This window comes from Hwangdonia seohaensis, assembly GCF_031932625.1.
Lineage (GTDB): Bacteria > Bacteroidota > Bacteroidia > Flavobacteriales > Flavobacteriaceae > Hwangdonia > Hwangdonia seohaensis.
This window is the reverse complement of the sequence record NZ_JAVSCK010000002.1, coordinates 680,548-706,722: the sequence shown is the minus strand read 5'-3', so window position 1 is coordinate 706,722 and position 26,175 is coordinate 680,548. Positions and strand designations below refer to the sequence as shown.

General features: G+C 35.1%; 21 protein-coding genes and 3 tRNA genes. 14 read left to right on the top strand and 10 right to left on the bottom strand.

Annotation, left to right across the window (positions count from 1 at the left end; translation table 11 throughout):
• The first annotated feature begins 2 nt into the window (after window positions 1-2).
• On the top strand, window positions 3-1,247 hold the full coding sequence (gene rocD, locus RNZ47_RS08300) for an ornithine--oxo-acid transaminase (protein ID WP_311938744.1): 1,245 nt from the start codon (window positions 3-5) through the stop codon (window positions 1,245-1,247).
• A 5-nt stretch (window positions 1,248-1,252) separates the two neighbouring features.
• Entirely contained in the window at window positions 1,253-1,711 is a 459-nt protein-coding gene (locus RNZ47_RS08295; RefSeq protein WP_311938742.1) for a DUF5362 family protein, read from the top strand.
• 67 nt (window positions 1,712-1,778) lie between these two features.
• Here RNZ47_RS08295 and RNZ47_RS08290 read toward each other — a convergent pair whose 3' ends face one another.
• Window positions 1,779-2,819 (bottom strand): FKBP-type peptidyl-prolyl cis-trans isomerase, encoded by a 1,041-nt coding sequence (locus RNZ47_RS08290; RefSeq protein ID WP_311938739.1) that lies wholly within the window; start codon window positions 2,817-2,819, stop codon window positions 1,779-1,781.
• Window positions 2,820-2,900: 81 nt separating this feature from the next.
• Here RNZ47_RS08290 and RNZ47_RS08285 point away from each other — a divergent pair, with 81 nt between their 5' ends.
• A complete protein-coding gene (locus RNZ47_RS08285) occupies window positions 2,901-3,272 on the top strand; it encodes an Hsp15 family ribosome-associated heat shock protein (protein ID WP_311938737.1) in 372 nt (123 codons plus the stop codon).
• Between the two features lie 37 nt (window positions 3,273-3,309).
• Window positions 3,310-3,804, top strand: a complete 495-nt coding sequence (locus RNZ47_RS08280; RefSeq protein ID WP_311938735.1) for a phosphoribosyltransferase family protein — start codon at window positions 3,310-3,312, stop codon at window positions 3,802-3,804.
• Here RNZ47_RS08280 and RNZ47_RS08275 read toward each other — a convergent pair.
• Complete coding sequence (locus tag RNZ47_RS08275) at window positions 3,796-4,317, bottom strand: shikimate kinase (RefSeq protein ID WP_311938733.1); 522 nt, start codon at window positions 4,315-4,317, stop codon at window positions 3,796-3,798. The two genes, RNZ47_RS08280 and RNZ47_RS08275, sit on opposite strands and share 9 nt — an antisense overlap.
• 146 nt (window positions 4,318-4,463) lie before the next feature.
• Between RNZ47_RS08275 and RNZ47_RS08270 the strand changes: the two genes are divergently transcribed.
• Window positions 4,464-4,536, top strand: a tRNA-Lys gene (locus RNZ47_RS08270).
• A 382-nt stretch (window positions 4,537-4,918) separates the two neighbouring features.
• Window positions 4,919-5,473 (top strand): DinB family protein, encoded by a 555-nt coding sequence (locus RNZ47_RS08265; protein ID WP_311938731.1) that lies wholly within the window; start codon window positions 4,919-4,921, stop codon window positions 5,471-5,473.
• Window positions 5,474-5,568: 95 nt separating this feature from the next.
• Here the strand turns inward: RNZ47_RS08265 and RNZ47_RS08260 are convergent, their stop codons facing one another.
• Together RNZ47_RS08260 and RNZ47_RS08255 are read right to left on the bottom strand one after the other, a co-directional pair.
• Complete coding sequence (locus tag RNZ47_RS08260) at window positions 5,569-6,318, bottom strand: C40 family peptidase (RefSeq protein ID WP_311938730.1); 750 nt, start codon at window positions 6,316-6,318, stop codon at window positions 5,569-5,571.
• 6 nt (window positions 6,319-6,324) lie between these two features.
• Complete coding sequence (locus RNZ47_RS08255) at window positions 6,325-7,503, bottom strand: acetyl-CoA C-acyltransferase (RefSeq protein WP_311938728.1); 1,179 nt, start codon at window positions 7,501-7,503, stop codon at window positions 6,325-6,327.
• A 129-nt stretch (window positions 7,504-7,632) separates the two neighbouring features.
• On the opposite strand from RNZ47_RS08255, the gene RNZ47_RS08250 reads away from it, so the two are divergent.
• The 3 genes from RNZ47_RS08250 to RNZ47_RS08240 all read left to right on the top strand — a co-directional run bounded on the left by RNZ47_RS08250 (window position 7,633) and on the right by RNZ47_RS08240 (window position 10,009).
• The gene (locus RNZ47_RS08250; RefSeq protein ID WP_311938726.1) at window positions 7,633-9,681 is read left to right on the top strand and encodes an HD family phosphohydrolase; all 2,049 of its coding nucleotides are present in this window, start codon (window positions 7,633-7,635) and stop codon (window positions 9,679-9,681) included.
• Between the two features lie 90 nt (window positions 9,682-9,771).
• Window positions 9,772-9,859: transfer RNA gene (locus RNZ47_RS08245), tRNA-Ser, on the top strand.
• 75 nt (window positions 9,860-9,934) lie between these two features.
• A tRNA-Pro gene (locus RNZ47_RS08240) sits at window positions 9,935-10,009 on the top strand.
• Window positions 10,010-10,133: 124 nt separating this feature from the next.
• On the opposite strand, the gene RNZ47_RS08235 is transcribed toward RNZ47_RS08240, so the two are convergent.
• Genes RNZ47_RS08235 through RNZ47_RS08220 form a run of 4 tightly spaced genes read right to left on the bottom strand, consistent with a single transcriptional unit; the run spans window position 10,134 to window position 14,337 of the window.
• Complete coding sequence (locus RNZ47_RS08235) at window positions 10,134-11,225, bottom strand: hypothetical protein (protein WP_311938724.1); 1,092 nt, start codon at window positions 11,223-11,225, stop codon at window positions 10,134-10,136.
• Window positions 11,226-11,233: 8 nt separating this feature from the next.
• The gene (locus RNZ47_RS08230; RefSeq protein WP_311938722.1) at window positions 11,234-12,247 is read right to left on the bottom strand and encodes a hypothetical protein; all 1,014 of its coding nucleotides are present in this window, start codon (window positions 12,245-12,247) and stop codon (window positions 11,234-11,236) included.
• 8 nt (window positions 12,248-12,255) lie between these two features.
• Window positions 12,256-13,326 carry a hypothetical protein gene (locus tag RNZ47_RS08225; protein ID WP_311938720.1) on the bottom strand — a complete coding sequence of 357 codons (1,071 nt, stop codon included), beginning with the start codon at window positions 13,324-13,326 and terminating at the stop codon, window positions 12,256-12,258.
• Between the two features lie 3 nt (window positions 13,327-13,329).
• Window positions 13,330-14,337 (bottom strand): hypothetical protein, encoded by a 1,008-nt coding sequence (locus tag RNZ47_RS08220; RefSeq protein ID WP_311938719.1) that lies wholly within the window; start codon window positions 14,335-14,337, stop codon window positions 13,330-13,332.
• Window positions 14,338-14,694: 357 nt separating this feature from the next.
• Between RNZ47_RS08220 and RNZ47_RS08215 the strand changes: the two genes are divergently transcribed.
• The 5 genes from RNZ47_RS08215 to RNZ47_RS08195 all read left to right on the top strand — a co-directional run bounded on the left by RNZ47_RS08215 (window position 14,695) and on the right by RNZ47_RS08195 (window position 22,043).
• Window positions 14,695-16,482 carry a tetratricopeptide repeat protein gene (locus RNZ47_RS08215; protein WP_311938717.1) on the top strand — a complete coding sequence of 596 codons (1,788 nt, stop codon included), beginning with the start codon at window positions 14,695-14,697 and terminating at the stop codon, window positions 16,480-16,482.
• A 5-nt stretch (window positions 16,483-16,487) separates the two neighbouring features.
• Window positions 16,488-17,222, top strand: coding sequence for a LytR/AlgR family response regulator transcription factor (locus RNZ47_RS08210; RefSeq protein ID WP_311938715.1), 735 nt, complete (start codon window positions 16,488-16,490; stop codon window positions 17,220-17,222).
• Between the two features lie 196 nt (window positions 17,223-17,418).
• The gene (azu, locus tag RNZ47_RS08205; protein ID WP_311938713.1) at window positions 17,419-17,931 is read left to right on the top strand and encodes an azurin; all 513 of its coding nucleotides are present in this window, start codon (window positions 17,419-17,421) and stop codon (window positions 17,929-17,931) included.
• A 273-nt stretch (window positions 17,932-18,204) separates the two neighbouring features.
• Window positions 18,205-20,097, top strand: a complete 1,893-nt coding sequence (locus RNZ47_RS08200) for a 3-keto-alpha-glucoside-1,2-lyase-like domain-containing protein (RefSeq protein WP_311938711.1) — start codon at window positions 18,205-18,207, stop codon at window positions 20,095-20,097.
• Between the two features lie 2 nt (window positions 20,098-20,099).
• Window positions 20,100-22,043, top strand: coding sequence for an auracyanin family protein (locus tag RNZ47_RS08195; protein WP_311938709.1), 1,944 nt, complete (start codon window positions 20,100-20,102; stop codon window positions 22,041-22,043).
• A 13-nt stretch (window positions 22,044-22,056) separates the two neighbouring features.
• Here RNZ47_RS08195 and RNZ47_RS08190 read toward each other — a convergent pair whose 3' ends face one another.
• Both RNZ47_RS08190 and RNZ47_RS08185 read right to left on the bottom strand, forming a co-directional pair.
• Window positions 22,057-22,746, bottom strand: a complete 690-nt coding sequence (locus RNZ47_RS08190; RefSeq protein ID WP_311938706.1) for an SGNH/GDSL hydrolase family protein — start codon at window positions 22,744-22,746, stop codon at window positions 22,057-22,059.
• A 41-nt stretch (window positions 22,747-22,787) separates the two neighbouring features.
• Window positions 22,788-26,150 (bottom strand): ThuA domain-containing protein, encoded by a 3,363-nt coding sequence (locus tag RNZ47_RS08185; protein WP_311938704.1) that lies wholly within the window; start codon window positions 26,148-26,150, stop codon window positions 22,788-22,790.
• Between the last annotated feature and the right edge of the window lie 25 nt (window positions 26,151-26,175).

Genomic DNA, 26,175 nt, shown 5'->3' with positions numbered 1-26,175 from the left:
AAATGGCAATTTTAAACCAATTAACTTCGCAACAAGCGATCGATTTAGAAAACAAGTATGGTGCACACAATTACCATCCGTTACCTGTGGTATTAAGCAGGGGAGAAGGTGTGTATGTATGGGATGTAGAAGGAAAACAGTATTACGATTTTCTATCTGCATATTCAGCGGTAAACCAAGGGCATTGTCATCCAAAAATTGTTGGAGCCATGACCAATCAAGCACAAACCTTAACATTAACATCTAGGGCATTTTACAATGATATGCTTGGGAAATACGAAAAATTCGCTTGCGAGTTTTTTGGATTTGATAAGTTATTACCCATGAATACAGGGGCCGAAGCCGTAGAAACAGCTTTGAAAATTTGTAGAAAATGGGCTTACGAGGTTAAAGGCATTGATGAAAACAAAGCCGAAATTATTGTTTGCGAAAACAACTTTCATGGACGGACAACCACTATTATTTCATTTTCAAACGATCCTGTGGCGCGTAAAAATTTTGGACCCTATACTAAAGGATTTATAAAAATTGAATATGATAATTTAGAAGCCTTAGAAGATGCTTTAAAAAACAATCCAAATGTTGGTGGTTTTTTAGTAGAGCCCATTCAAGGGGAAGCTGGTGTTTATGTTCCGAGCGAAGGGTATTTAACAAAAGCAAAGGCATTATGCGAAAAATACAATGTGCTTTTTATCGCAGATGAAGTGCAAACGGGCATTGCACGAACCGGAAAACTTTTGGCTGTAAACCATGAAAATGTAAACCCCGATATTTTAATTCTTGGTAAAGCCTTAAGCGGTGGTGCGTATCCGGTTTCTGCGGTTTTAGCAAATGATAATATTATGAAGGTTATAAAACCAGGAAACCACGGAAGTACTTTTGGCGGAAACCCTATTGCTGCTGCTGTAGCTATGGCTGCTTTAACGGTTGTAAAAGAGGAAGCATTGTCAAATAATGCCGAAACATTGGGGCAATTGTTTAGAAGCGAAATAAATAAATATATAGAAACAAGCAACATTGCTACTTTAGTAAGAGGTAAAGGCCTTTTAAATGCTATTGTTATTAATGATGATGAAGACAGCGATACGGCTTGGAATATCTGTTTGGCGTTGCGCGATAACGGTTTATTAGCAAAACCTACACACGGAAACATCATTCGATTTGCGCCTCCTTTGGTTATGACTGAAGAGCAATTGTTGGACTGTGTGCGTATTATTACTGATACCTTAAAACAGTTTGAAGCCTAAAAAATATGGAACAGAAATCGGCTTTTGAAAGCTTTGAATTGGAAATAGGTGAAGACATTAAAGGACTTTTAAAAGAAACCTCCTCTTGGACTTATTTGTTATCTATAATTGGTTTTATAGGAATAGGTTTAATGGTAATTGCCGGCGTGTTTTTAGGCGCCATGATGGGAACCAACACTTTTGGAAGTAGCAACCCATATGATGCTATGGGGTTTCCAATGGGGTATTTCGGGCTTATTTATGTGGGCATGGGCCTCATTTATTTTTTCCCGGTACTCTATTTGTTTAATTTTTCAAGAAAGATGAAAAATGCTTTGAGCACAACAAATAAAGCGGATTTTAAATCGGCTTTTACCAATTTAAAGTCTCATTATAAATTTATGGGCATTTTTGCCATTGTAATTATTAGTATTTATGTTTTAATGTTTTTGGGTGGTATGTTGTTTGCATCAACGTCATTTTAATAATAAGGATATTATGTTATAAAAAAAGCGACCGATTGGTCGCTTTTTTTATTGGTTCTTCAATTTATTATTCTAAGTAGTCTATGGCAATATTTTTGTCAAGGTAATCAGCCAAACCATCGTTATTGGAATCTACTATGGTTACCGTTTTTATGGTAATAATACCGGCACTTTTTGATCGGCTAAACTCAAATTCTTCAGCAGCTAAAACAGGTTCTTCTTCGCCTTGGTTGGTGTCAACCGTATAGGTTTTATGCTCAAGTTCATTAAGGGTCGGTACGCCATCGCCATCATCATCTATATCAAAATAATCAGGAATACCGTCATTATCGGTATCATCGCCATCATTCGTGTCTACACCCGTATTCAGGGTAAATTCCCCATCGCCATTTAAATCTTCTAAATAAGATGGAATGCCATCATTATCATGGTCGTTTTCAGCAACTTGGAACAAATCAAACTTAAAAGCAATGGATGTATATGCTGAAATTCCGCCTGTAGCATTGCTAAAATAGCCCAATCCAGAAGGCAAAAACATAACGCCAACACCGTGGTTTGTATAACTAACGGTACCGTCGTTCTCGTTGGTAAAAGATTCGGCTGCCTTAAAAAATGGCATAACCTTTCTCCATCCCGGTACAAGCGAAATCAAATCGAAATCTACTGGGGTTACGGCACTATCAAAAACTTTATTATCAAGTGTGAAACCTTCATAGTTTACGCGAATTTGATCTGAGAATTTAGGCGATTCACCTCCAGCATTTGGGTTTAAATCAAGAATATAAAACTCGTAATCTGTTTCAGAGAACTTCACCGTTTTTAGGTCTACGGCATTAATTAACAAAGAATCGGCATCGCTGGAAATGACTTCGTCGGTTATTGTGGTTATTACTAAATCTTTAATACTCGGGTTGGTATTATTGATAAATGCACTCGCATTGTAATAATGCCCGTTTAAATATTTAACTAAAGAATCTTTGTCTGAAGCCTGCTGTTCGGTTCGGTCTCTTTGTGGCACTTCAGTAAAACTGCCACCGTCATCTTTGTTACAAGACAGAAATCCAACTATTAAACATAAAATAGATAAAGCTATTTTTCCTTTTCTCATTATTGATTATTTTTGAGGCGCAAGATACAATTTTAATATAGTTTTGCACAACAACATTAACGTAGTTTTTAGAATAATTGTATGCGAATAGACAAGTATTTATGGTGTGTTAGATATTACAAAAACCGATCTTTGGCAACAACAGCTTGTAAAAAAGGACAGGTTAAAATAAACAACGATGTTGTTAAACCCAGTAGAGAGGTGTTTGCGCAGGATATTGTGGAGTTACGGAAGAACCAAATTAACTATAAACTAAAAGTTAATGATATTCCTGAAAGTAGAATTGGCGCAAAACTGGTTGATATTTATAGAACCGATATGACGCCAAAAGAACAATTTGAAGCCCAAGAGCTTTTAAAGTACGCTAAAGATTATTACCGAAAAAAGGGCGTTGGCAGACCTACAAAAAAAGATAGACGCGATATTGATGATTTTACTGAAGGAAATGAGTAATTTTAAACCTTAATTTAACAAGCTGAACCCTAGTGCCATGAACAATGTAATCCTGACCCATACCGAAATCAATCATAAAATAAGACGTATTGCTTTTCAGATATACGAAAACAACGTGAATGAAACCGAGGTTATTTTGGCTGGCATAGACCGAAATGGTTACATTCTTGCAAAAAAACTAAAAACAGCGCTGAGTAAAATATCTGATATAAATCCGGTGCTTTGTAAAGTTAGTATTGATAAAAAAAATCCGTTATCGCCAATTAAAACATCAATTCCTGCCAAGGAGTATCAAAATAAATCTTTGGTTTTAATTGATGATGTTTTAAACTCTGGCACCACTTTAATTTATGGTGTAAAGCATTTTTTAGATGTGCCATTAAAACAATTTAAAACCGCTGTTTTGGTTAATAGAAATCATAAAAAATATCCTATTAAAGCCGATTTTAAAGGAATTTCTTTATCAACATCGTTACACGAGCATGTTAATGTTTTTTTAGAAGGTGAAAAAATTGAAGCGGTTTTAGAATAACTCCAAAAGGATAGCTTCAATAATCTCTTTTTCAGTTTTGTTGTCGGTTGAAATAATTTTATCGGCTTGACCGTAAAACGGCGCGCGTTCAAACAAATGCTTTCCTATAAATTCGGCGAGTAAATCGTCCGTTTCAATATGCGCGATTAAAGGTCGTTTGGCTTTTTCGTTTTTCAATCGGTTAACCAAGGTTGGTATAGTAGCTTTTAAATAGATGCTTACCACATCCTTTGAATTTAAAACGGTTTCCATATTGTTTCCGTAGCAGGGTGTGCCACCGCCTAAAGACAAAATCAGCTTCTTTTTGGTTTGTAAAATATCGGTTAAGTATTGGGTTTCTTTTTTTCTGAAATAGATTTCGCCCTTCAGTTTGAAAATGTCGCTAATGGTTGTGTTTTCCCTTTCTTCAATATAATCGTCTAAATCAATAAAGTCGTAACTTAATTTTTTTGCTAAAATCCTACCAAAAGTAGATTTTCCAGAAGCCATATACCCAATTAAAACTACAATCATTTTTATGCTATAAATTGATTATTAAAAACATACGTTTAAGAGCTGCAAAAAAACGAAAATTTAATTAAAAAAAGTATTGTTTTATTAATTAAACATTTTATATTTGCACCCGCTAACGGTAATAAGGTTGGCAACGTTGAAATAATGACCGGGTAGCTCAGTTGGTAGAGCATCTCCCTTTTAAGGAGAGGGTCCTGGGTTCGAGCCCCAGCCCGGTCACAAAACAAAATATCTTTTTTAAATCAAAACCTTGCTAATTATTTAGCAAGGTTTTTTGGTTTTTGGAATTGTTTTTACTTCTTCTCAAAGTCTTCCACGAGGCTCTGCTTCTGGTTTTCGTTGAAACTGTCATTCCCGAGACATCGGGACTCTAATTAACAAATTTCGGTTTTTAGCCCTAAGAACAAAATGAAACGAGCTAAATACCTTTATGGCTTTGCCTCGAAGATACTTCGCTTCAAGAAATTTTTTATTTCTGCGTAAAGTCTTCGACCATTTTATTTCCGCTTTTATTTTTGTTAAATTAGTAGTGTCGAACAGGTGATATAATTTTATAAAAAGATCGATTGCGCTAAGTTTGAAAAACAAAAAATTCATTGATATGGAAAATTGGATTGCACAGATAGACAAGACGACTCAAAATTTTTCTGATACTTTTGGTGAATTAAGTTTCGAACAATTAAATTGGAAACCAAACGCCGAGACTTGGAGTATTTCTCAAAATATGGAACATTTAATTGTAATCAACGAGAGCTATTTCCCGGTAATCGATTCCATTCGGAAGGACACTTATAAAACCCCATTTTTAGCCAAATTTGGATTTCTTGTATCATTTTTTGGGAAAACTGTTTTAAAGGCAGTTCAGCCCGATAGGAAAAAGAAAATGAAAACATTTACCATGTGGGAGCCAAATGAAAGCGATATCGCAATTGGGATTCTCGATAGATTTAGAAAGCATCAATCTGAATTGAAAAACATCATTCAAAATTCGAAAGACCTGATAGAAAAAGGAACCGTAATCTCATCTCCGGCAAATAAAAATATAGTTTACAAATTAGAAAAAGCTTTTGATATTATAGTGACCCACGAACAAAGACATTTTGAACAGGCCTTGGAAGTCCATCAATTAATGAAAAAGAAAGCAGCCAAAAACTAAAAGGCTATAACCGAAATTTGCATTAAAAAAAACTAAACAATAAGGTTGTTGCTTAGGTTTTTATCCGATAAAATCTTGGGTCATTTATTTTGGGACTAGACAATCTTTTTAATCACCCTTAGTTTATGCGTGTGCATTTTTTTATCTACATTATAAATACCCGAATGGTCTAATCTGTCAATGCGTACTTTACCGTAAGCGTGAATAATGTAATTGTCTTTCATGATAATGCCAACATGCGTTATGATGCCTTCGTTGTCATCAAAAAAAGCTAAATCCCCGGGTTCGCTTTCTTCAATAAAACTCAATGCTTCTCCTTGTGTGGCTTGCTGCGAGGCCTCTCGTAACAATTTATAACCATTTAGTTTGTACACCATTTGGGTAAAACCAGAGCAATCAATACCAAAAGGCGTTTTTCCGCCCCAAAGGTAGGGTGCGTTTAAGTATAAAAAAGATGTTTTTATAAGGTTGCTTTTTGATAAATTTTCAGTGTTTGAATTTCCATCAAAATGATGATTTAAAATCGATAACCCATTTAACGAAGACCCCAATGGAATGGAATACAACTGTTTGTCCACATCTTGAACAAACTCAACCAAATCCAGCGAAAGCTTTGGGGTTTCTTGGTTTAAAGCTTGGTATTGTTCTTCGGTAATTTCAATGTATTGTTTATTGTCTATCCAACCTTCATAATTATCAAAAGCGACTCTGATTTTGCTCCAATATTTACGCTGTTCTAAAACTTTAAAATATTCACCGTATAATACTTGCGAAATGAGTTCACTTTTATCAGAGGGTTCTAACCTTAAGGAAACAATGCTTAAATTACAAATTCCGTATTGCATTCAATATTAGTTTCGTTCAATAACAACTGCCGATGCACCACCGCCGCCATTGCAAATAGCCGCTGCACCAATTCTAGCATTATTTTGTTCTAAAACATTTAATAAGGTAATTAGAATCCGTACCCCAGAGCAACCTAACGGATGCCCAAGAGAAACCGCACCACCATTAACATTAACGTTGCTATCATTAAGTCCGAGAATTTTCATATTGGCCAAACCAACAACTGAAAACGCTTCGTTAAATTCAAAATAATCAACATTGTCCATGGTAATACCTGCTTTGTTTAAAGCTTTAGGTAACGCTTTGGCCGGTGCCGTTGTAAACCATTCTGGTTCGTGTGCGGCATCAGCATAGCCTTTTATGGTTGCCAAAGGTTTTAAGCCCAATTCCTCTGCTTTTTCCTTACTCATTAAAACCATGGCTCCCGCGCCATCGTTAATGGTAGAAGCATTGGCCGCAGTTACGGTACCATCTTTTGTAAAGGCTGGCCGCAATGCAGGGATTTTTTCCATTTTCACATTGGTAAATTCTTCATCTTTGTTAACTATAATAGGTGCGCCTCGGCGTTGTGGCACTTCAACAGGAACAACTTCGTTATCAAATTTTCCGGCGTTCCATGCTGCTGCAGAACGTGTGTACGATTGTATGGCAAAAGCGTCTTGATCTTCTCTGGAAAACTTATATTCAACAGCACAGGCATCGGCACAAACACCCATGGCATTTTGGTCGTAAGCATCAACCAATCCGTCTTTTTGCATCCCATCAATTAAAGTGGTTGGGCCAAATTTTGTACCCGTTCTCGCATATAAATAATGCGGAATTAAACTCATGTTTTCCATTCCGCCGGCAACAATAATATCGGCATCGCCAAGGGCAATACTTTGAGCGGCTTGCATAACGGATTTCATGCCTGAAGCACAAACTTTATTTATAGTAGTACAAGGCACTGTATTGGGTATGCCGGCATAAATTGCGGCTTGTCTTGCCGGTGCTTGTCCGGTACCGGCTTGAATAACATTGCCCATTAAAACCTCTTCGACCAACTCGGGTTTAAGGTTGATTTTTTCCAGGGCACCTTTAATTGCAATGGCGCCCAATTTTGTAGCGGGAACTGTAGATAAAGCCCCTAAAAAGCTACCAATTGGTGTTCTTGCAGCCGATACAATAACAACTTCTTTGCTCATTTTTTTATGCTTAAATTTTGATGCAACGAAAATAATCAATTTTTAGTAGAAATTTGAATGATTACTATATTATAAAATAAATAGAATACGCTTAGAAATTTATTACATTTGAAAATACTAAAGTATTAAATGAAAGACTTTATTAATAAACTTTACCGAAACCATTCCTTAATCTATAAAGGATTATTGTTTATATGCACAACGTTTTTAATTGTGTATTTATTCCCGAAAAGCGGAAAATTCAAATATAATTTTGAAAAAGGAAAACCTTGGCAATCCGAAAATTTATACGCCCCGTTTAATTTCGCCATTAAAAAAACCGAAGGTGAAATAAATGAGGAGACACAAACCATTAGAACCAACTCCATTGTATATTTTAATATTGATAACTCTATTGAAACTAAAGCAATCAATACGTTTGAAGCCCAATTTAAAAACACGTTTACCGATTCCATTAGTAAAACCGACTTAGATAATTTATTAAAAACAGGACATAAAATCATAGACGAATTATATCGGTTTGGTATTTTAAATGAAGATTATAGTTTTTCAGACAATCAAGTTGTAGCCTTACTTGACGACCGGGTTGAAAAAGAAAAAGTATTGTTTTCAAACTTAATCAAGCAAGATGAAGTGGTGCAGGTTATTGAAAAAACACTGTCGAGTCAGAACTTATTAAAATATAAAAACAATTTTGTATCGCTGTTTTTCGATTTGGTTGAACCGAATTTGGTTTTCGATAAATCGACTACCGATAAGGTTTTACAAGAAGAGTTTGACAAAATAGCCTATGCCCGGGGAAGTGTTGAAAAAGGTACCTTGATAATTTCGAAAGGTGAAGTTATTGAAGGTGACAAATACCAAATCTTAAAATCCTTACAATCTGAATACGAATCGCAAGTTTGGACCAAATCCAATTACAACTGGATTTTGTTTGCGTACATTTTATTGGTAGCACTGGCTTTATTAATGTTGTTATTGTTCCTTAGAAAATACAGACCAGATGTATTTGAAAACAACACCAAAGTCACTTTTATCTTCTTCAATATATTATTAATGGTTTTTATTACAACATTGGTTGTAAACTATAATTCAAAGTATATTTACGTGGTGCCCATATGTATTTTACCGTTGGTTTTAAAGGCTTTTTTCGATGCCCGATTGGGAATGTTTGCACATGTTATAACCGTGCTATTGTTGGGCTTTATTGTACCTAATAGTTACGAGTATATGTTCCTTCAGATTATAGCGGGGATTGTAACTATTTTAACGGTTTCGGAATTATACAAAAGAGCCAATTTATTTATTTCCGTAGGGCAAATTACCCTAATTTATATCGTGGCGTACTTTGCTTTTTTTGTAATACACGAAGGCACGGTTGAAACCATTGAATGGCAAACTTTTATTTGGTTTATTCTGTGCGGGCTTGCCACCTTATTTGTGCAACCTTTAATTTATATTTATGAAAAAATATTCGGTTTAGTTTCAGATGTATCGCTTTTAGAATTGTCCGATACCAATTCAAAATTATTAAAGGAACTTTCAAATATAGCTCCGGGAACATTTCACCACTCGTTAAACGTAGCCAATTTAGCTGAAGCATCGGCTAACGAAATTGGTGCCAATGCCATGTTAATTAGAGTAGGGGCGTTGTACCACGATATTGGGAAAATGAAAAGCCCAACCTATTTTACCGAAAACCAGTCCACGGGAATCAATCCACACGATGAATTATTGGCAACAGAAAGCGCAAAAATTATAACCGACCACGTTATAGATGGTATTGAAATTGCCAGAAAAAACAATCTGCCCGATCGGGTTATAGATTTTATACGAACGCATCACGGTACAAGCATGGTGTATTATTTTTATAAGAAAGAAAAAGAGCAGAATAAAGATGTTGATGAGGCGGATTTTAGTTATCCCGGACCAAAACCATTTAGTAAGGAAACCGCTATTTTAATGATGTGCGATAGCGTTGAAGCGGCTTCTAAAAGCTTAAAAGAACCAACATCCTCTAAGATTGATGCTTTTGTTGAAAACATTATAAACAAACAAATAGAAGAGGGTCAATTCTTAAATGCAAACATCACGTTTAAAGAAATACAGTCTATAAAAAAAGTGTTAAAGCACAAGCTTGCAAATATTTACCATTTGCGTATTGAATACCCAGAATAAATTTTACAAAAAAGTAAATAAAATAGTTGCGTTCTTACAGATGATATGTTACATTTGCATCCGCAATTTTATTGCAAAGTTCATTAAAAAGGAGAGGTGCCTGAGTGGCCGAAAGGAGCGGTTTGCTAAATCGTCGTACCCCAAAAGGGTACCCGGGGTTCGAATCCCCGTCTCTCCGCAATAATTAGATAACCAAATCGAGGTGTAGTCTCTTGCTTAACGCGAGATAAACTACACTGCGATTATACATTTTCGGGGTGTAGCGTAGCCCGGTTATCGCGCCGCGTTTGGGACGCGGAGGTCGCAGGTTCGAATCCTGCCACCCCGACATTTTACTTAATAAAAGCCTGATAATTAAATGATTATCGGGTTTTTTATTTTTATAGTATTGTGTGTTTGATAAATTCTTATTTCGAGGCATGTATAATCGGGGTAGTATAGTTTGTTTTATATCACAATTTGCTATAGACCGGGTTGTTTAAAGATATTTCTCCAATTTTTTTGGTTAATTCAATATCTTGGTAAAATTCAATTATTCGATCTTCAAATTGGTACGTAAACATAGGACTTGGAATAGTAATATTAGCTGTATTTAATTCTTTATAAACAATACGAACCTTTATAGCAGAATAGATGAATTCTGTTGGCCTTCGACTATTAAAGTCTATACCTCTATTATTTAGAAAATCTTCTGCCTTATCTGCAGATATGGGTAACAATATTTTTGGATAAGTATTTTTAATACTGTTTAAATAAGCATTCTCAAAAGATTCTTCTGGAAAAAATTCGAAGAAAAAGGCTTCGTCTAATATGCCAAAACCAAAATACTCTTTACTATGTGGGGGCAATTGTACCCAAAACCCGCCTTTATCAAAATCGTACTGTCCAAATTTATGCCGCGTAACAAAATACCCAATTTCATCATTATTCTTAAAAAAATCAACGCTCCAGTTTCTTAATTCTTCTAAGTTGGCTGCAACAAAAGTAGCGTATTTTTCCTGTGCTACAAATTCATCTCTTGTGCCTCCCCACTTACCAGTAAATCTACATTTTGGATTTTTTTCTATGTCACAGAAATAGGTACGCTTTATTTCCTCAGAAACTAAAGTATGCATGGCTCTTAATAAGTGATTTTGGGCTGTAAATGAATGTATGTCTTTTTTGTTATCTCGGTTTTCATGTGTTAGCGCAGTTATATACGTGTTGTCTATATCATTATAATAGCGTGCCATATATTTCATTTTAACCATGTTGGCATAATTGGTAAAACCTTCTTTTATCAGCGTATTTTTGGGTCTGTCTAAACCCAAACTATTATACTTATTTATAAAGCGATATTGATTGTGTGCACCAAACCTTGGTAATCCTTTATGGGCTTGCAGATGTATTGATTTAAACTTGTTTGAGGGCGAATTGATTGTAAGCACATCGGTCATGTCGATAGCTACTTCGCTTGTTTCTTGCGCTACGGTATTATTTGTTGATAATGAAAATATTACGGTAATTACGAATGAGTAAATAAATGATTTTTTTTTGCGTGTCATAATTAATACTATTTAGTGTTTAAATTATCCACTGAGATTTCTCCTATTTTTTGAGTTAGCGTTTTGTCTTTATAAACCTCTATGATTCTACTTTCTAGGGAAAAAGACAGTTTTAACTTATTGTGCTTGGTATCTTCGGAAGCTTTTATTTTTACCTTATAAACTAAAAAAATTGGACTCCCTTTTTGAAACTTAAGCGCTTTTGCTTTTTCAACGGCCATTGGTAAAAAGATACCACTACTGCTGTGCTTTAGTTTTTTCTCATTTTCATCAGTGGCTTCAAACCAAGAAGAATGAAGAAATTGCTTTCCGTTCAAGGGATTAAAGATAAAACAGCCTTTTTTATTAAAATCATAAGGGTTTTGACCAAATTTAGCACTTATGCCTGCCTTACTTACGTAATATGCTATAAGCTCATCCTTAGGGAAAAATGTTTGGCTCCAAGTTTGTAATTCTTCTAAAATATCTTTTGTAAAGCTCGTATAGCTTCGGTGTTGTTTAAACTCATTTACATTAAAATTACGCACACCACCCCAGTAAGATGGTTTCGGGCGCTCACCATATTTGCCTATGGCATAAGAACAGGGTTGGGTACTTGAATCATCACAAAAATATTTCTCCAACACCATTTCAGAACACACCAAACCTGCCAATCTTAATAAATGACTTTGTGCAAAAACCGAATTATCAACTTTTTTATCAGCAGCTTGAGAATAATCTTTTTTAGTGAGTTTGTTTTTATCCATATCACTATAGGCAACAGACATATACTTCATTTTCACTAACTCTTCAAATGCCTTTTGAGTACTTAATTCTTTGTTTATCTTTTTAAAAAGAAGGTCTCCGAATCTTGGCAAACCATTATGGGCTTCAATTTCTACATCGATAAAGTTAGAAGAAGGAGCCATAAATGTTATATAACCATCATTAACGTTTTTGGATTGCGCGTTTAATTGTAAGGTTATCGCGCATAATACATAGAAAGTAATGGTTTTTAAAATGATTTTGTTATAAAGCTTCATGGTATAATTTATTTAACCGATAAGTTTTCATCTATCGAAATTTCGCCTATTTTAGTTTTTAAATCTTCGGTATCGTACAATTCTATGGTAGAGTTTTCTAATGAAAAAGATGATTTAATAGCCTCTCTATATGGGTCTATGCCCTTTAACAATACCTTTATTTTAAAAACCATATAGATAACCCTCGTCTTTTCAGAAAATTGTTCAGCATTATTTGCAGGCATTTTATATAAAATAGATGAAACATTTGAACTTGTTAGTTTTCGCTCATTAGCTGTATTAGGAGCCAAATTGTAAAACCGAAGGGAAAACCAACTACTCTGGCTGCTATGGAAACTTAGCCAAAACCCCTTATTTTTAAAATCGTAAGTACCAAGTCTAGATGTTAAAACCATATAAGCATCTATGGTATTGTTTGTAAATAAACTAGTACTCCAATTTTTTAATGGTTCGAGATGTTGCGAAACGTAACTTGTATAACTATTTAATTTTCTAAACTCGTTGGCTCCTTGGCCTCCCCAGGGTAATAAATGGCGAGTTCCTCTATAAAAATTTTCAGGTGTATAATTGCAGTCGTTTATTTTTGGATTACAGAAATATTTATTTATAAGCCTAACACTACTTACGGCATTTGCAAGCTTTAGCAATTGGTTTTGAGCTTGCAACGAGTTTTTTTCGTTTTTATACATACTACTAGCTTGCACAGTGAATGATTCTTTATCCAAATCTTTGTAAACTTCTGCCATATATTTCATGCGTAGAAGTTGTATAAAAGCTTGTCTGCTTTCAGAAAGTTTAGCATTTTTTATGTCAATTCCTTGTGCTTGAACTATTTTATGACTTAAATGGCTACCGTCTGGCAGTAGGGAGTAACTGTTTTGTTTTCCAAACCTTAAAAGGCCATTATGGGTTTGCAAAACAAGAGGTATATGGTTTTGAGAGGTCGACTTAAATGTTTTTGTATCGTTATATCCTATTTTTTTGATAGCATCGGTGGTGTCTGTTTGGGCATTTGCTATGCCGTAAAACATTACAAATTGTATTACAAATAATACTTTCAATTTTTTTATGTGTATCATAGTTTAGTTTTCTAAAGAAATCTCACCAACCTTTTTTGTTAAAGCTGCATCTTTGTATAATACAATAATCGGGCTTATAAAATGATGATCAAACTCAGGGATTTCTGGAGTTCTATTGTTTTGATCTTCAACAAAGGGTTTAATTGTAACTTTTATTTTAGCAGCTGCATACAAGGTATTAAGCATTACAGTTCCTCTATTTAATTTAGTTGGTTGTTGTATTTTTTCTGCCTCTTCGGGCGAGATTTTAAATAAAACTTTTATAGCAGGTGTTGTATTGAGTTTGTTTTTTTCTGAATACAATTTAGTTTCGAAACCATGTTTTGGGACATAATTTTTAAAAAAATTATACTTAGTTGAAAACCTACTATTACGCTGACGCACGTTAGAGAGTATAATGTTTATCCAATAGCCTTTTTTATCAAAGTCATAATCTTTTAGTCTTATCATATTTACCCAATAGCCATTAATGCTATTGTTTTTTAGTATTGTGTTGCTCCAATTTCTTAAACCATCTAAATTATTAGCTACAAAATCTTTATAATTTCTCCTGCGTTCAAACTCATTTGTACCCGCATGAATATCTCCAGTGGTTTCAGTACAGATTTGACTAGCAAGTTTCCAGAAATGTTGTTGCGCTTTATATGAGTTTTCCTCTTTTTTGGTAGTGCCATTAGGCCTGGTTAAAGCCCGAACGGTTCTATTAAAATCGTTGTACATCGCTTTCATATAATCCATTTGAATTAGGCCTATGTAACTTGAATAGCTTTCACTTATTAACTTTGATTTCTCTCTTGAATTGGGCTCAATTTTACCTCGAGATATTTCATATCTATTTAAAACACCAAACCGTGGTAAACCATTATGGCTTTGCAATAGAATGTCTTTATAGTTTTCAGAAGGGGATTTTATCATAAAAACATCACTCGTATCAAAATTATAGGTGCTGGTTTGTGCATTTATTGAAATGCAAAAAAGAAGAATATACGGAAGCAGTTTTATAGTTTTCATACCAGAATATTTATTTCATAGCTAATTAAATTTAGGCATAAACTTTATAGGTAATTTTTATAATTAGTATTCGGGGTATTTCGGTTTATATTCGGGAATATTTGAAGCAAATCAATTCGACTCTCCATTTTATATCAAGATACTGTTTTTTGTTTTATTCCACATTATTTTTGGAATTCGTAAAACATGTACGATGTAAACCAGATTAGATTAATCTTATTAAGTATGGGCAAATCAAGTATAACACAGTGTTATATCATGGATTACAAATGGTAAAAAAATATTTTGACTTGCAGCAAAATTCGCATACAAAAAGGATTATATTTACATTATAACCGTAAACTTAGTTGAAATTGAATGAAAATTTTAAAGAAAAAAATAATATTACTTCTACTTTTTTTAATTCAATTTACTTTCGCACAAAAACAAGATTCAATTTCGACACTATTAAATAGCTACATTCCTTCAGACACTTTAAGGAGCAGGCAACTAATAAAAGCCTCTAATTATTTCACATATAGCAATCCGCAAAGAGCCTTAAAGTATATTAATGAAGGCTTGACTATTGCAAAGAAAAAGAATTGGAAAAACGGAACAGCTCTAGCCTTAAATCAAAAAGGTAGTATCTATTACACAATGGCCGACAATCTGAAGGCTTTAGATAATTTTTTAGAAGCTTTGAGTATGGCGGAACAAGTTAACAACCAAAAGCTTACACTTAATTTATACAACAATATCGCCAATATTTATGCCGACATGAAAGATTTTGATAAGGCTTTGGATAATTACAATAAATGCTTAAATATTTCTGCGCAACAAAAAGACAGTATCAATCAAATAAGGGCATTTAATAATATTGGCAATGTGTATAGCGAAACGCATCAAGTAGATAAATCGCTAACCTATTTTGATAAGGCATTGTTTTTAGCCCAAGAACTAAACAATACTTTTTTTGTTGCTGCAATTATTAACAATAAAGGACTAGCGTATAAAAGAAAAGAAGACTATAAAAATTCTTTAAAATATTACTCAGAAGCACTACGGCTTTCGCAAAATATTAATAATAAATATATTGAAGCAACGGCGTTAAACAGTTTAGGCAAGGTATATGTGTTACAAAATGAATTTAATCAAGCAAAAAAATATGCCGAAAAAGCGCTAATAGTTTCTAAAAATATTGATGCTGTTGAGTGGCAAGCAGATTCGTGGCAGGTTTTAAACCAAGCTTACGAAAATGATAAGAATTACGAAAGGTCTTTATTCGCCTATAAACAATATATAAAATTAAGAGATAGTGTTACTTCTCAAGAAAAAAATGCTGATTTAACAAAAAAGGATATGCAGTATCAGCTTGATAAGCAAGACGCTTTGGCCTCTGCAGAAATTAGAAGGCAATCTTTAATTAAAAATACGGCCATTGGTATTGGAGGCTTTTTATTGCTGTTTGCTGTAGTTGGCTATTTATTATACAAACGAAAGCGCGATGCCGATCAGCTGAAAAACACGGCAGAAATTAAAGCAAAAATGGCAGAAACTGAGTTAAAGGCATTACGCTCACAAATGAACCCTCATTTTATTTTTAATTCCTTAAACTCTATTAGCAATTATTTACAAACCAATAATACGGTAAAAGCAGACGAATATTTAGCTAAATTCTCTAGATTAACACGTTCTATTTTAGAAAATTCTGAAAAAAAATGGATTCCGCTTCGTGAAGATTTAGAGCTTTTAAAACTTTATATAGAGATAGAATCATTACGTCTTAAAAATAAATTGTCTTATCATATAAAAATTGATGAAAACATGGATATTGACAACACTTTGATTCCACCATTAATTTTACAGCCATTTATTGAAAACAGTATATGGCATGGAATATCAAAGAAAGAAAATGATGGCACTATTTTAATAGAAATTAGCAGTGCCAATCAAAACTTAATTTGTGCTGTTGAAGATAATGGCCTTGGCAGAAATGGTACAATTAAAAATCCTAATAAAAACAATAATTCTATGGGCATAAAAATTACGAATCAAAGATTAGACATTATTAACGAGATTAAAAATGTAAAAGGAACCATCAATTTTATTGATAAAAAACAGGGGTTACGCGTTGAAATTTCTCTGCCTCTTGAGCTTAAATTTTAATTAGGATGATAAAAGCAATATTAATAGATGACGAACTGCATTGTACAGAGCGCTTACAGACCTTACTTTTAAAATATTCAGATAATATACATATCATCGGCGTATATCATAACGTAGAAGATGCCAAAAATAGTATAGAAAAGTTAAAGCCAAATTTAGTCTTTTTGGATATTCATTTAAATGAAAGTACCGCCTTCGATTTATTAAAGTCCCTTAAACAAAAAAAATTTCAAATTATATTCACAACCGCTTATGATAAATATGCTATAGAAGCAATAAAATTTAGTGCTTTTGATTATTTATTGAAACCCATTGATAGCTTCGAACTAAAAGATACTTTGGCAAGACTAAAAAACACAACAAACTCACACAAAAAGTTAGACGCATTGTTTTACAACACCTCTAAAGAAGTGGAAAAAAAAATAATTATTGCTACCGAGAAAGAAACTTTCTTTTTAAATATATCTGACATTGTACGCTGTAAAGCAGACGGAAGTTATACAACGTTTTTTTTAGCAAATGGAAAAAGTGTCATTGCCTCAAAAACTTTAAAACACTTTGATGAATTACTAAGCACATATGCATTTTATAGAACGCACCAATCTCATCTTATAAACACAAAATTTATTGGCAAATATATTAAAGGAACAAATGCTTATGTTATTATGAACGACAAAAGTGAAATCCCTATCGCAAAGAGAAGAAAAGAAGATTTTTTAAACACCATAAACGAGTTATAAAATAAACAACTCTAAACAAAACCGCGTAAAACCTTCAAACACGCTCCATCTTGCAAAACAGATTGACTATTCTTACCACGTATAATTTATTTCAGTGAATAATACTGCACAAAGGTATTGGTTATAATCGCTATATTTGGTCTTAAAATCAGACAGCCAATAGCTGACAATATAAAATTAACTTAAAACACTAAAAATGAGAACGATTAAATATGCATTAGCATTTATTTTTTCCTGCGCCATATTGCTTGGTTGTGGAGGAAAAGAAGAAAAAAAGAAAGAAGGTTTTACTTACGAAAACAAAAAAAGTACGACAAAAAAAGTTGAAGAAAGCGACCCTAACCAGGTGGTCTTAACCTCTAATGACCAAATGAAGTTTAATAAAACTGAAATTAGGGTAAAAGCAGGTAAAAAGGTCAAGTTAACGCTTAAGCATATAGGGAAATTAGACAAGAAAATAATGGGACATAATTTCGTTTTACTAAAACAGGGCGTAAGTGTTTCTGCTTTTGGAAACCATGCAGCCACTTTTGCTGAAAACGAATATATTCCTGAAGATACCAAAGATATTATTGTACACACCAAACTAATTGGCGCTGGTGAAACAACGGTGATAGAATTTGATGCTCCGGCAGTTGGCGAATACGATTTTTTATGTAGTTTTCCGGGGCATTATGCCATTATGAAAGGTAAATTTATTGTAGAGTAATTTAAAATAAACCATACCAATTGTACCAAAAAGTCTGAGATTTATATCCTCAGACTTTTTTGTTTTCTAGCATTGGCGCAACGATTAGTGGTTTGTTTTTTTAGTTTAATTTTTTTCAGTGAATAATACTGAACAACATTATTGATATAAATATCTATATTGTATGTTTTAACAAGATATATTTATGAAACTTCTATAACGAGAATTCAATATCCAAGAAGATGATTATATGGAAGCTACATGTGACCATTGAATAACAATTAACATAAACACATGAAAATCAAATTTTTATTAATCCTTGTCCTTTTTGGGCTTTGTCTATCTGCTCAAGAAGAAATAAAACTCGATAACTTAAACGACTTCAAAGCACAAGCCGGAAACTGGCAAATAGTGGGTGACGTAACGGTAAATAGGCATGTTGACGTACATCACGAAGCAACAGAAGAAAACGATTCAAAAAAGAAAAAGAAACGTAGAAAGAAAAAAAGAAATGCCATCGAGCCACCAAAAGCCATTGTGTCTACCCCAGGAACAGGGATTCTTTTAAATATAAACGATAAAGAAAAGCATGATGCTTTAATTACCAATTGGGAACACGGAGATTTACTTTTGGAGTTAGAGGTGCTGCTTCCAAAAGGATCCAATTCTGGGATCTATTTTCAAGGGCGTTATGAATTGCAGTTAAAAGACAGTTGGGGCGTTAAAAACCCCTTAGGGTCTGATATGGGTGGATTTCATAACAATTGGGAAACAGATGAAGCTAAAATTTTCAGAGGCATACCGCCAACTAGCAATGCTTCAAAAGCACCGGGGTTATGGCAAACATATAAAGTGCATTTTCAGGCACCACGATTTGATGAGACGGGTAAAAAAACAGCAAACGCTAAATTTATTTCAGTCGATTTAAATGGTGTTCGAATCCATAACAATGTCGAAGTTCCAACCTATACCGGCGGCCCCATTGAAAAGAACGAAGTGGCCAAAGGCCCGCTATTAATACAAGGAAACCACGGACCCGTTGCCATCAGGAATTTTAAATATCAATTATTGAAAGAATCTTCAGTGGAGCTCACATCACTTTCGCATGTTATCTACAAAGGCGCGTTTAAGGGATTGGACGAATTGAACGAAAACGCTAAAGTGGCAACCGGTAAATCCAATAAAATCGATATTCTTAGTGTTGGTGAAGAAGATGAATATGGTATCATGTACATCGGAACTTTGGATGTTGCCGAAAAAGATGATTATATAATTAGCGTGGGTTATACCGGAGGTGTAAAGCTTATTTTTGATAATAAAAAAATAGTAGAAGATAATTCTTCGAGCGGTGAAGGCTGGCTAAATGAAGAAGTGACCTTATCAAAAGGAACACATAAATTCATTCTTATCAATATTAAATCTGCTGCGTGGAGAGCACCACGATTGGGATTGTCTATTAAAAGCAAATCCACCAATTCAAAAGATTTTCACACCTATGATTCTTATCCGCCCAATATAAATACGGTATCTCCAATTTTTGTGCAACCGGATTCTAAACCCCGTTTGTTAAGAGCCTTTGTGAGTTTTAATGGTAACGGCAAACGCTTGTCGCACACCATTGGCGTTGGCACACCAGAAGGTGTCAATTACATTTACGATTTAGGAGCAGGCAACCTTGTTGGTGTTTGGCGAGGCGAGTTTGTCGATGCAACACCCATGTGGCACAGCCGTGGTGATGGATCGTTTAAACCAAAAGGTGCGGTGCAGTGGACGTTCTTAAACCAACCTATTGCGCAACTTTCTGATTCCAATACCGCTTTTCCGGAAACAGGAACCGCACCAGAATTTGTTTCAAAAGGTTATGTAATCGATAAAACCACTTGGTTGCCAATCTTTAAATACCGTTATAAAGATGTTGATATTGAAAATAGAATCACACCAGATCCTAGCAATAACTATGTGGTTCACGACATTCAGTTTTCAAAATCCGGATTAACAAATTGGTATTGCAAATTGGCTTCCGGCGAGGTTGAAAAAATGTCTGACGGCGCTTATCTTATAAAGGATAAACAGTATTATATTAAAGTACTCACAGGTCAAATTCCTATAGTTCGAAAAGTTAACGGCGAAACAGAATTGATAATTCCTGTTGATGGTAGTAATATTAAATATGAAATAATTTGGTAAAGATGATAAACAAAGTAATTCATAATAAAATTAAAGTAATAATCGTATTGATTGTGATTGGTTTTTCACAAATTGTACTGGCTCAAAATGCACCTAAAGAAGAAGATTACTACCGCATAACAAAAGTGCCCACTCCAGAAGGGGTTAAGGTTGAAGGCGGCGGTGTTTTGTCGTTACCCGATGGCACCATTGCGGTTTGTACCAGACGTGGCGATGTTTGGATTATCGAAAACCCAACCATGGCAAATGGCTATCCGTCCAAATTTATAAAGTTTGCATCCGGATTGCACGAACCTTTGGGTTTGGCCTATAAAGATGGCGCGCTATACACGGCACAACGAGGCGAACTCACTAAGCTTGTAGATACTGATGGCGATAGGATAGCCGATGTTTACGAAACGGTTTATGCATGGCCATTATCAACACATTATCACGAATATTCTTTTGGTCCCGTTATAGCTCCAGATAACGCTTTTTTTGTAACGGCTAATGTGGCTTTTGGAAATGAAGAGTGGTGGCGAGGCGAAAGTCGTGTGCCATGGCGCGGATGGACCATGAAGATTTATGAAGATGGCCGAATGGAACCTTGGGCCACTGGAATGCGTTCGCCAGCTGGTTACGGACTTATTGATGATGAATTGTTTTATACCGATAACCAAGGCGATTGGGTTGGTTCTGGAGGTTTGTGGCACTTGCCTAAAGGCGTGTTTACAGCACATCCGGCGGGTCTTAAATGGAGCGAACATAAAGATTCGCCTATAAAGCTTACCAAAGAAGCATTTTATGGTAAAATTGATAAACGCCAAGTTAAAAAAAATGGACGCTATGTAAAGCCTGAAAATATTATAGATGAGGAAGACCCCGATTTTGTTTATGAAGCAAAAGCATCTTTTCCCGAAGTGCAATTGCCTGCAGTGGTATTGCCACACGGTATTTTGGGTATTTCAAATTCCGAAATAAAAGTAGATAAAACAGGAGGGAAGTTTGGGCCATTTAGCGGACAGGTTTTTGTTGGTGATATGGGACAAAGCAAAATCATGCGCGTGGTTCTTGAAAAAGTAAAAGGCGAATATCAAGGTGTGGCTTTCGATTTTAGATCGGGCTTCCAATCGGGTGTGATGCGTATGGATTTTGACCAAAACGGAAACCTTTTCGTAGGCGAAACCAATAGAGGTTGGGGATCGGCCGGAACTACTAATTCTGGTTTGGAGTTCCTCACCTGGACTGGACGCATCCCTTTTGAAATGAAAACCGTAAAATCGATGCCCGATGGTTTTGAGATTGAATTCACAAAACCGGTAGATAAAAGTTCTGCTGAAGATTTAGACTCGTATCAAGGTAAAAGCTATATTTATAAATATCATGCCGCTTACGGAAGTCCGCAAGCCAATCTGGAAACCATTAATTTAAAAGGGGTTAATGTAAGTGACGATGGTTATAAGGTGCGTATTGTAACCGATAATTTAAGGCCGTTTTATGTGCACGAAATCACTTTAAATGGTGTTAAGGAAAAGGAATCGGGGCAGATAACATTGCACCCAACGTTTTATTATACTTTAAATAATATTGCTGATGGTGATAAACTGGAGTTGTCTCAACTTTCAACCAAACGATCTTCAAGTATTAAAAAGAAAGTTGCAAAAAAAACTAAGGCCTCTAAAACAGCCGTAGCTAAAAAAACAAAAATGGTTTTAACTGATGCGCAAGTGCAACCTCTTTTAACCAACAATACCTGTGTGGCTTGTCATCATAAAGAAAAAAGAATTGTTGGGCCTTCTTTTAAGCTAATAGCCAAACGCAATTATACCGATGAGGAAATGGTAGACCTTATTTACAATCCGCAGCCTAAAAACTGGCCGGAATATGCCACACCAATGGCACCCATGCCTCAGGTTCCAAAAGACGAAGCGCTTAAAATTGCGGCTTGGATTAATTCTTTAAAATAGTTATTGTTACAGTTTATTCAAGATTTAAGTTCAATTTTTTAGCAATTTCTTGGGTTATTAAAGTAGCTTCAATCTTAACACCCTCATTGTTAAAGTGTACGCCATCATTTGTGTAATAATTTAAGTTATGAGCTGTATTTGAATAAAAATCTATAAGAGGAATATTATTCTCTTTTGTGAAATTAGTAAGGTATTTGTTGCGCTCAATAATTTGCTTATTTCTGGGAGCAAATTCATTCAAATTATTCTTGTCCCTTATAGCGGTTGAATTCACCCAAATAACAGATTTTTTTGCATTTTTATTTAGCAAATTATAAGCTATAGGCACATATTTTGAATAGGCTTCAATAGGATAATCTTCTCCGTGCAAACCGTTGTTAAAGGATATAACATCAAATGTGTATTGCTTTAAAACCAATTCGAGTTGTTCAATAAAAATAGGGTCTCCAAGGCTTTTAGATGTTGTAAATTTACTGCAGCTCGCATACGATTCGAGGTTGCTTGCAACAATACCATAATATCTTTCTACATGAGAATCTCCCACAATTAAAACTTTAGGAAGCTTGGAGTCATTAGTGTTAACAATCCAAGACCGTGTCCATTCTGTATTTTCATTGATAGTAATCCCGTTTTCCTTGTCAGTTTGATTAACGCATCCTAAAATTAAGCAGCATAATAATAGTAAAACACCTTTATTTAACATGAGATTTTTATTTATTAGTTGCTAGTTTTAGTATTTCTTTTTTAACGTTTATAATCCAACAAAATCCAATTGGCATTTGTAATGTATTGTTTTTTATCTTTTTCATTTTTAAATACAAGAAATAGCTCAGCTTCATCTGTTGTTGGTTTTACGGGTATGTTGTAATATTTCATTTGGCCTTTATCTTTGTCGAAATATTTTAAATGTGTTTTTCCAATAAGATTTCCGTTAGGGGAGCTTTCCCTAATTTCAATAGCACCTTCGTAAGCATAATTGCCCGCAAAAAAGGCGGCGAATTTTATGCTTTTTAAATCTTTTAGAGGCATAGTATCAAATTTTAAATAGGAATTATGAACAATAGAGCCCACAAGGTTTTCACCTTCGGCATTCCAATTTCCTAGGCCTTCACTTTTTTCAATGGCGCTTTCGGCTTGGATTTTTGGCGCTTTAAAAATAATTTGGTCTCTGGCCGAAAGTGTGGATTCTGGTTGTCCGTCGGTGCCATTATCCAAATAAGAAGCCATTAAAACGTACATGCCTTCGTTTTTACTGCCAATGTGTTCGTTAAATGTAATGCTGCCTTTAATTGGCAATTGCTTTTTTGTTTCGGCTTTGCCTGGTTTTAGCGATAAAATATAGGTAACCATTTTTTCAACCTCATCTGGTTTTAATTGGGGATGTGCGGACATCATGGTTTCTCCCCAAACTCCGCTTCCGCCTTTTATGATTTTACTGACTAAATAACCAGCATCTTTGGTGGTGTATTTATTAGCAATCTCGATGTAAGTGGGACCATTTACTTTTTCGTTGGTTGCATGACAAGCTTTACAATCGCTGCCGTCAATAAGTTTTCTGCCTTCGGGCACCGTGTTTTGTTGATGCCCCAAAGTAGCTTTTATTAAATCGTTTCCTTCCGGAATATAATCTAAAGTTACTTTTACTTTATTGGCATCAATAGAGCCGTCTTCGGTACTGCCATCTTGCTTGTCGTTAACAATTACGGTGTAATTTGCTTTTTTATTATCCCAATACGACTTGTTATTGGGCTCAATTTGAATGCTAATTTCGGGCGGGTCGTTACCTATTAAAAGTTTGATGTTTGCCGTTGATGTTTCGCCTTCTTTATCGGTTACTTTTAATTGGACGTTATACGTGCCGGATTGCTTAAAGGTGAACGAGGGAGTTGCTTCCGTTGATTGCACTTCGTTATTGGTAAAGGACCATGCGTAAGTTAGTTTATCATTATCATAATCTACAGACTCCAACCCTGAAAAATTAACCGTTAATGGTGCGGCTCCAACCGTTTTATCTGATGTTATTTTGGCAATTGGTTTTCTGTTTCCGCGTATATATGAAACTCTATTTAAACGCGCATCCAGATTTTGGGTGTTCCATTTTTGGCCATATTCCAAAACATATAAATTTCCGTCTGAACCAAAAATCATGTCCATAGGATGCGAAAATTCGGTGTTAGGCATAAACGGTTCTGCTTTTTTATAGTTGTGGTTTTCGTCAAGCGTCACTACATAAATCCAATCCCTCATCCATTCGTAAACTATAAGTTTGCCTTCAAAATATTCGGGAAAAGCATTCGCGTTGGCATTAGGGTAATTTGAAGCGTGATAAATAGGGCCCGCCATGGGGTTTACACCGCCAACGCCCAACCAAGGGAATTCTTCTGACTTATCGTAAGAATACCAAATGAGTGATTCCTGAGCCACGGGAAGTTCTTTTAAACCCGTGTTGTTTGGCGAATTATTGACCAAATGATTCGGGTCGAATTTTGCTCCCGATTCTTGGGTTGTAAAATTATAGTCGTTGTAAACTTGATTGTTGCCTCTGGTGTAAGGCCATCCCCAAAACCCGGCTGTTCTGGCTTGGTTGAACTCACCCATACCTTTAGGACCTCGGTTGGCATTATCAACACCAGCGTCCGGACCAACATCGCCCCAATATAAGAATCCTGTTTTGCTGTCGATTGAAGGTCTGAATGGGTTTCTGCAGCCCATTACATAAATTTCCGGTTTTGTATTTGGTGTTCCATTAGGGAACAGATTGCCTTCTGGAATAGAATACGTGCCGTCATCTTCGGGCTTGATTCTTAAAATTTTTCCTCTAAAATCATTGGTATTTGCTGCCGATTTTTGAGCATCCCAAAGTGCTCTCCCTTCGCGCTCGTCAATGGGAGCATAGCCAGAAGATTCAAAAGGGTTGGTGTTATCGCCTGTTGTGATAAATAAATTTCCATTAGGGCCAAACTCTAAAGAGCCACCGCTATGGCAGCACTCCCTAATCGTGGGAATTTTGATAAGTATTTTTTCAGAATCTAAATCCAGTTTTTTGTCAATTAGATTAAAACGCGAAACATGTTGCAAAGGTTCTTCACCTGGTGCTGAATAAAACAAATAAATCCAATGGTTTGTTTTATAATCGGGGTCTACAGCCAAACCCAACAAACCATCTTCATTGCCATAAAATAAATCGAGTTGCGCAATGGTTTCGGTTTGTTCTGTTTTAAAATCGAATAATTTTAACGCGCCTCTGCGTTCGACAAATAAGATACCTTCATCTGGTAATTCATCCAATTCCATAGGCTCATTCAAATTGAAGTCTAATACCTGTTTTACAAATCGATTTTCTGGAGGTATGCGATCCGATTTTGCTTTTGCATAATCGCGCGTATTTTTGCCGATAGCATATTTAATTCCACCTATTAAATGATTTAAAAATACTGGATTTTCAAAGGTTTCTTTGGTGTGGCCCATTGCGGTGTAAAAAGCGCGACCGCCATCAAAATTATGATACCACGAAATAGGGTGGTTGTCTCCATTTGTGCCCCCTTCGTAACTGGTTTCGTCTATGGTAATTAGAACATTAATATCTGGATTGATGTCTTTAAAATTATACCATTCGTCTTCTTTTTCCCAAGGTGTTTCAAGGTTTTTCGTCGATTCATGATTTTTATCTATCACATTGAGTGTCGCTTCTTGAATTTTTGGATGGCCATCAAAATAAGCGCCAACAAGTTTGTTGTACCAAGGCCATTCGTATTCCGTATCGGTGGCAGCGTGCACGCCTACAAACCCACCACCGGCTTGAATATAGCGCTCAAAATCGGCTTGTTGTACGTCGTTTAGAATATTACCTGTGGTGTTTAAGAAAACGACTGCTGAAAATTGTTTTAAGGAATCCTCAACAAAATATAGGGAATCTTCAGTGGCAACAACGTTAAAGTTATTTTCTTTTCCTAGCTTTTTTAAGGCCTTTATTCCAGCTTCAATAGAACCGTGTCTGAAACCTTCAGTTTTACTAACCACCAGTATTTTTTCTTCTTTTGTGCCACATGACATTATCATAATGCTTATGACGAAAATCAGTATGGATTTTATAAATTTAGGTTTCATTTTAATAATATTTAAGTTGAATATT

Excerpts from the sequence above, each read along its gene's own strand:
- RNZ47_RS08295 (WP_311938742.1), top strand. The coding sequence starts at position 1,253 with ATGGAACAGAAATCGGCTTTTGAAAGCTTTGAATTGGAAATAGGTGAA.
- RNZ47_RS08255 (WP_311938728.1), bottom strand. The coding sequence starts at position 7,503 with ATGAGCAAAGAAGTTGTTATTGTATCGGCTGCAAGAACACCAATTGGT.
- azu (WP_311938713.1), top strand. The coding sequence starts at position 17,419 with ATGAGAACGATTAAATATGCATTAGCATTTATTTTTTCCTGCGCCATA.
- RNZ47_RS08225 (WP_311938720.1), bottom strand. The coding sequence starts at position 13,326 with ATGATACACATAAAAAAATTGAAAGTATTATTTGTAATACAATTTGTA.
- RNZ47_RS08220 (WP_311938719.1), bottom strand. The coding sequence starts at position 14,337 with ATGAAAACTATAAAACTGCTTCCGTATATTCTTCTTTTTTGCATTTCA.
- RNZ47_RS08260 (WP_311938730.1), bottom strand. The coding sequence starts at position 6,318 with ATGCAATACGGAATTTGTAATTTAAGCATTGTTTCCTTAAGGTTAGAA.
- RNZ47_RS08190 (WP_311938706.1), bottom strand. The coding sequence starts at position 22,746 with ATGTTAAATAAAGGTGTTTTACTATTATTATGCTGCTTAATTTTAGGA.
- RNZ47_RS08280 (WP_311938735.1), top strand. The coding sequence starts at position 3,310 with ATGAACAATGTAATCCTGACCCATACCGAAATCAATCATAAAATAAGA.
- rocD (WP_311938744.1), top strand. The coding sequence starts at position 3 with ATGGCAATTTTAAACCAATTAACTTCGCAACAAGCGATCGATTTAGAA.
- RNZ47_RS08285 (WP_311938737.1), top strand. The coding sequence starts at position 2,901 with ATGCGAATAGACAAGTATTTATGGTGTGTTAGATATTACAAAAACCGA.
- RNZ47_RS08265 (WP_311938731.1), top strand. The coding sequence starts at position 4,919 with ATGGAAAATTGGATTGCACAGATAGACAAGACGACTCAAAATTTTTCT.
- RNZ47_RS08185 (WP_311938704.1), bottom strand. The coding sequence starts at position 26,150 with ATGAAACCTAAATTTATAAAATCCATACTGATTTTCGTCATAAGCATT.
- RNZ47_RS08250 (WP_311938726.1), top strand. The coding sequence starts at position 7,633 with ATGAAAGACTTTATTAATAAACTTTACCGAAACCATTCCTTAATCTAT.
- RNZ47_RS08275 (WP_311938733.1), bottom strand. The coding sequence starts at position 4,317 with ATGATTGTAGTTTTAATTGGGTATATGGCTTCTGGAAAATCTACTTTT.
- RNZ47_RS08290 (WP_311938739.1), bottom strand. The coding sequence starts at position 2,819 with ATGAGAAAAGGAAAAATAGCTTTATCTATTTTATGTTTAATAGTTGGA.
- RNZ47_RS08235 (WP_311938724.1), bottom strand. The coding sequence starts at position 11,225 with ATGACACGCAAAAAAAAATCATTTATTTACTCATTCGTAATTACCGTA.
- RNZ47_RS08230 (WP_311938722.1), bottom strand. The coding sequence starts at position 12,247 with ATGAAGCTTTATAACAAAATCATTTTAAAAACCATTACTTTCTATGTA.
- RNZ47_RS08195 (WP_311938709.1), top strand. The coding sequence starts at position 20,100 with ATGATAAACAAAGTAATTCATAATAAAATTAAAGTAATAATCGTATTG.
- RNZ47_RS08200 (WP_311938711.1), top strand. The coding sequence starts at position 18,205 with ATGAAAATCAAATTTTTATTAATCCTTGTCCTTTTTGGGCTTTGTCTA.
- RNZ47_RS08210 (WP_311938715.1), top strand. The coding sequence starts at position 16,488 with ATGATAAAAGCAATATTAATAGATGACGAACTGCATTGTACAGAGCGC.
- RNZ47_RS08215 (WP_311938717.1), top strand. The coding sequence starts at position 14,695 with ATGAAAATTTTAAAGAAAAAAATAATATTACTTCTACTTTTTTTAATT.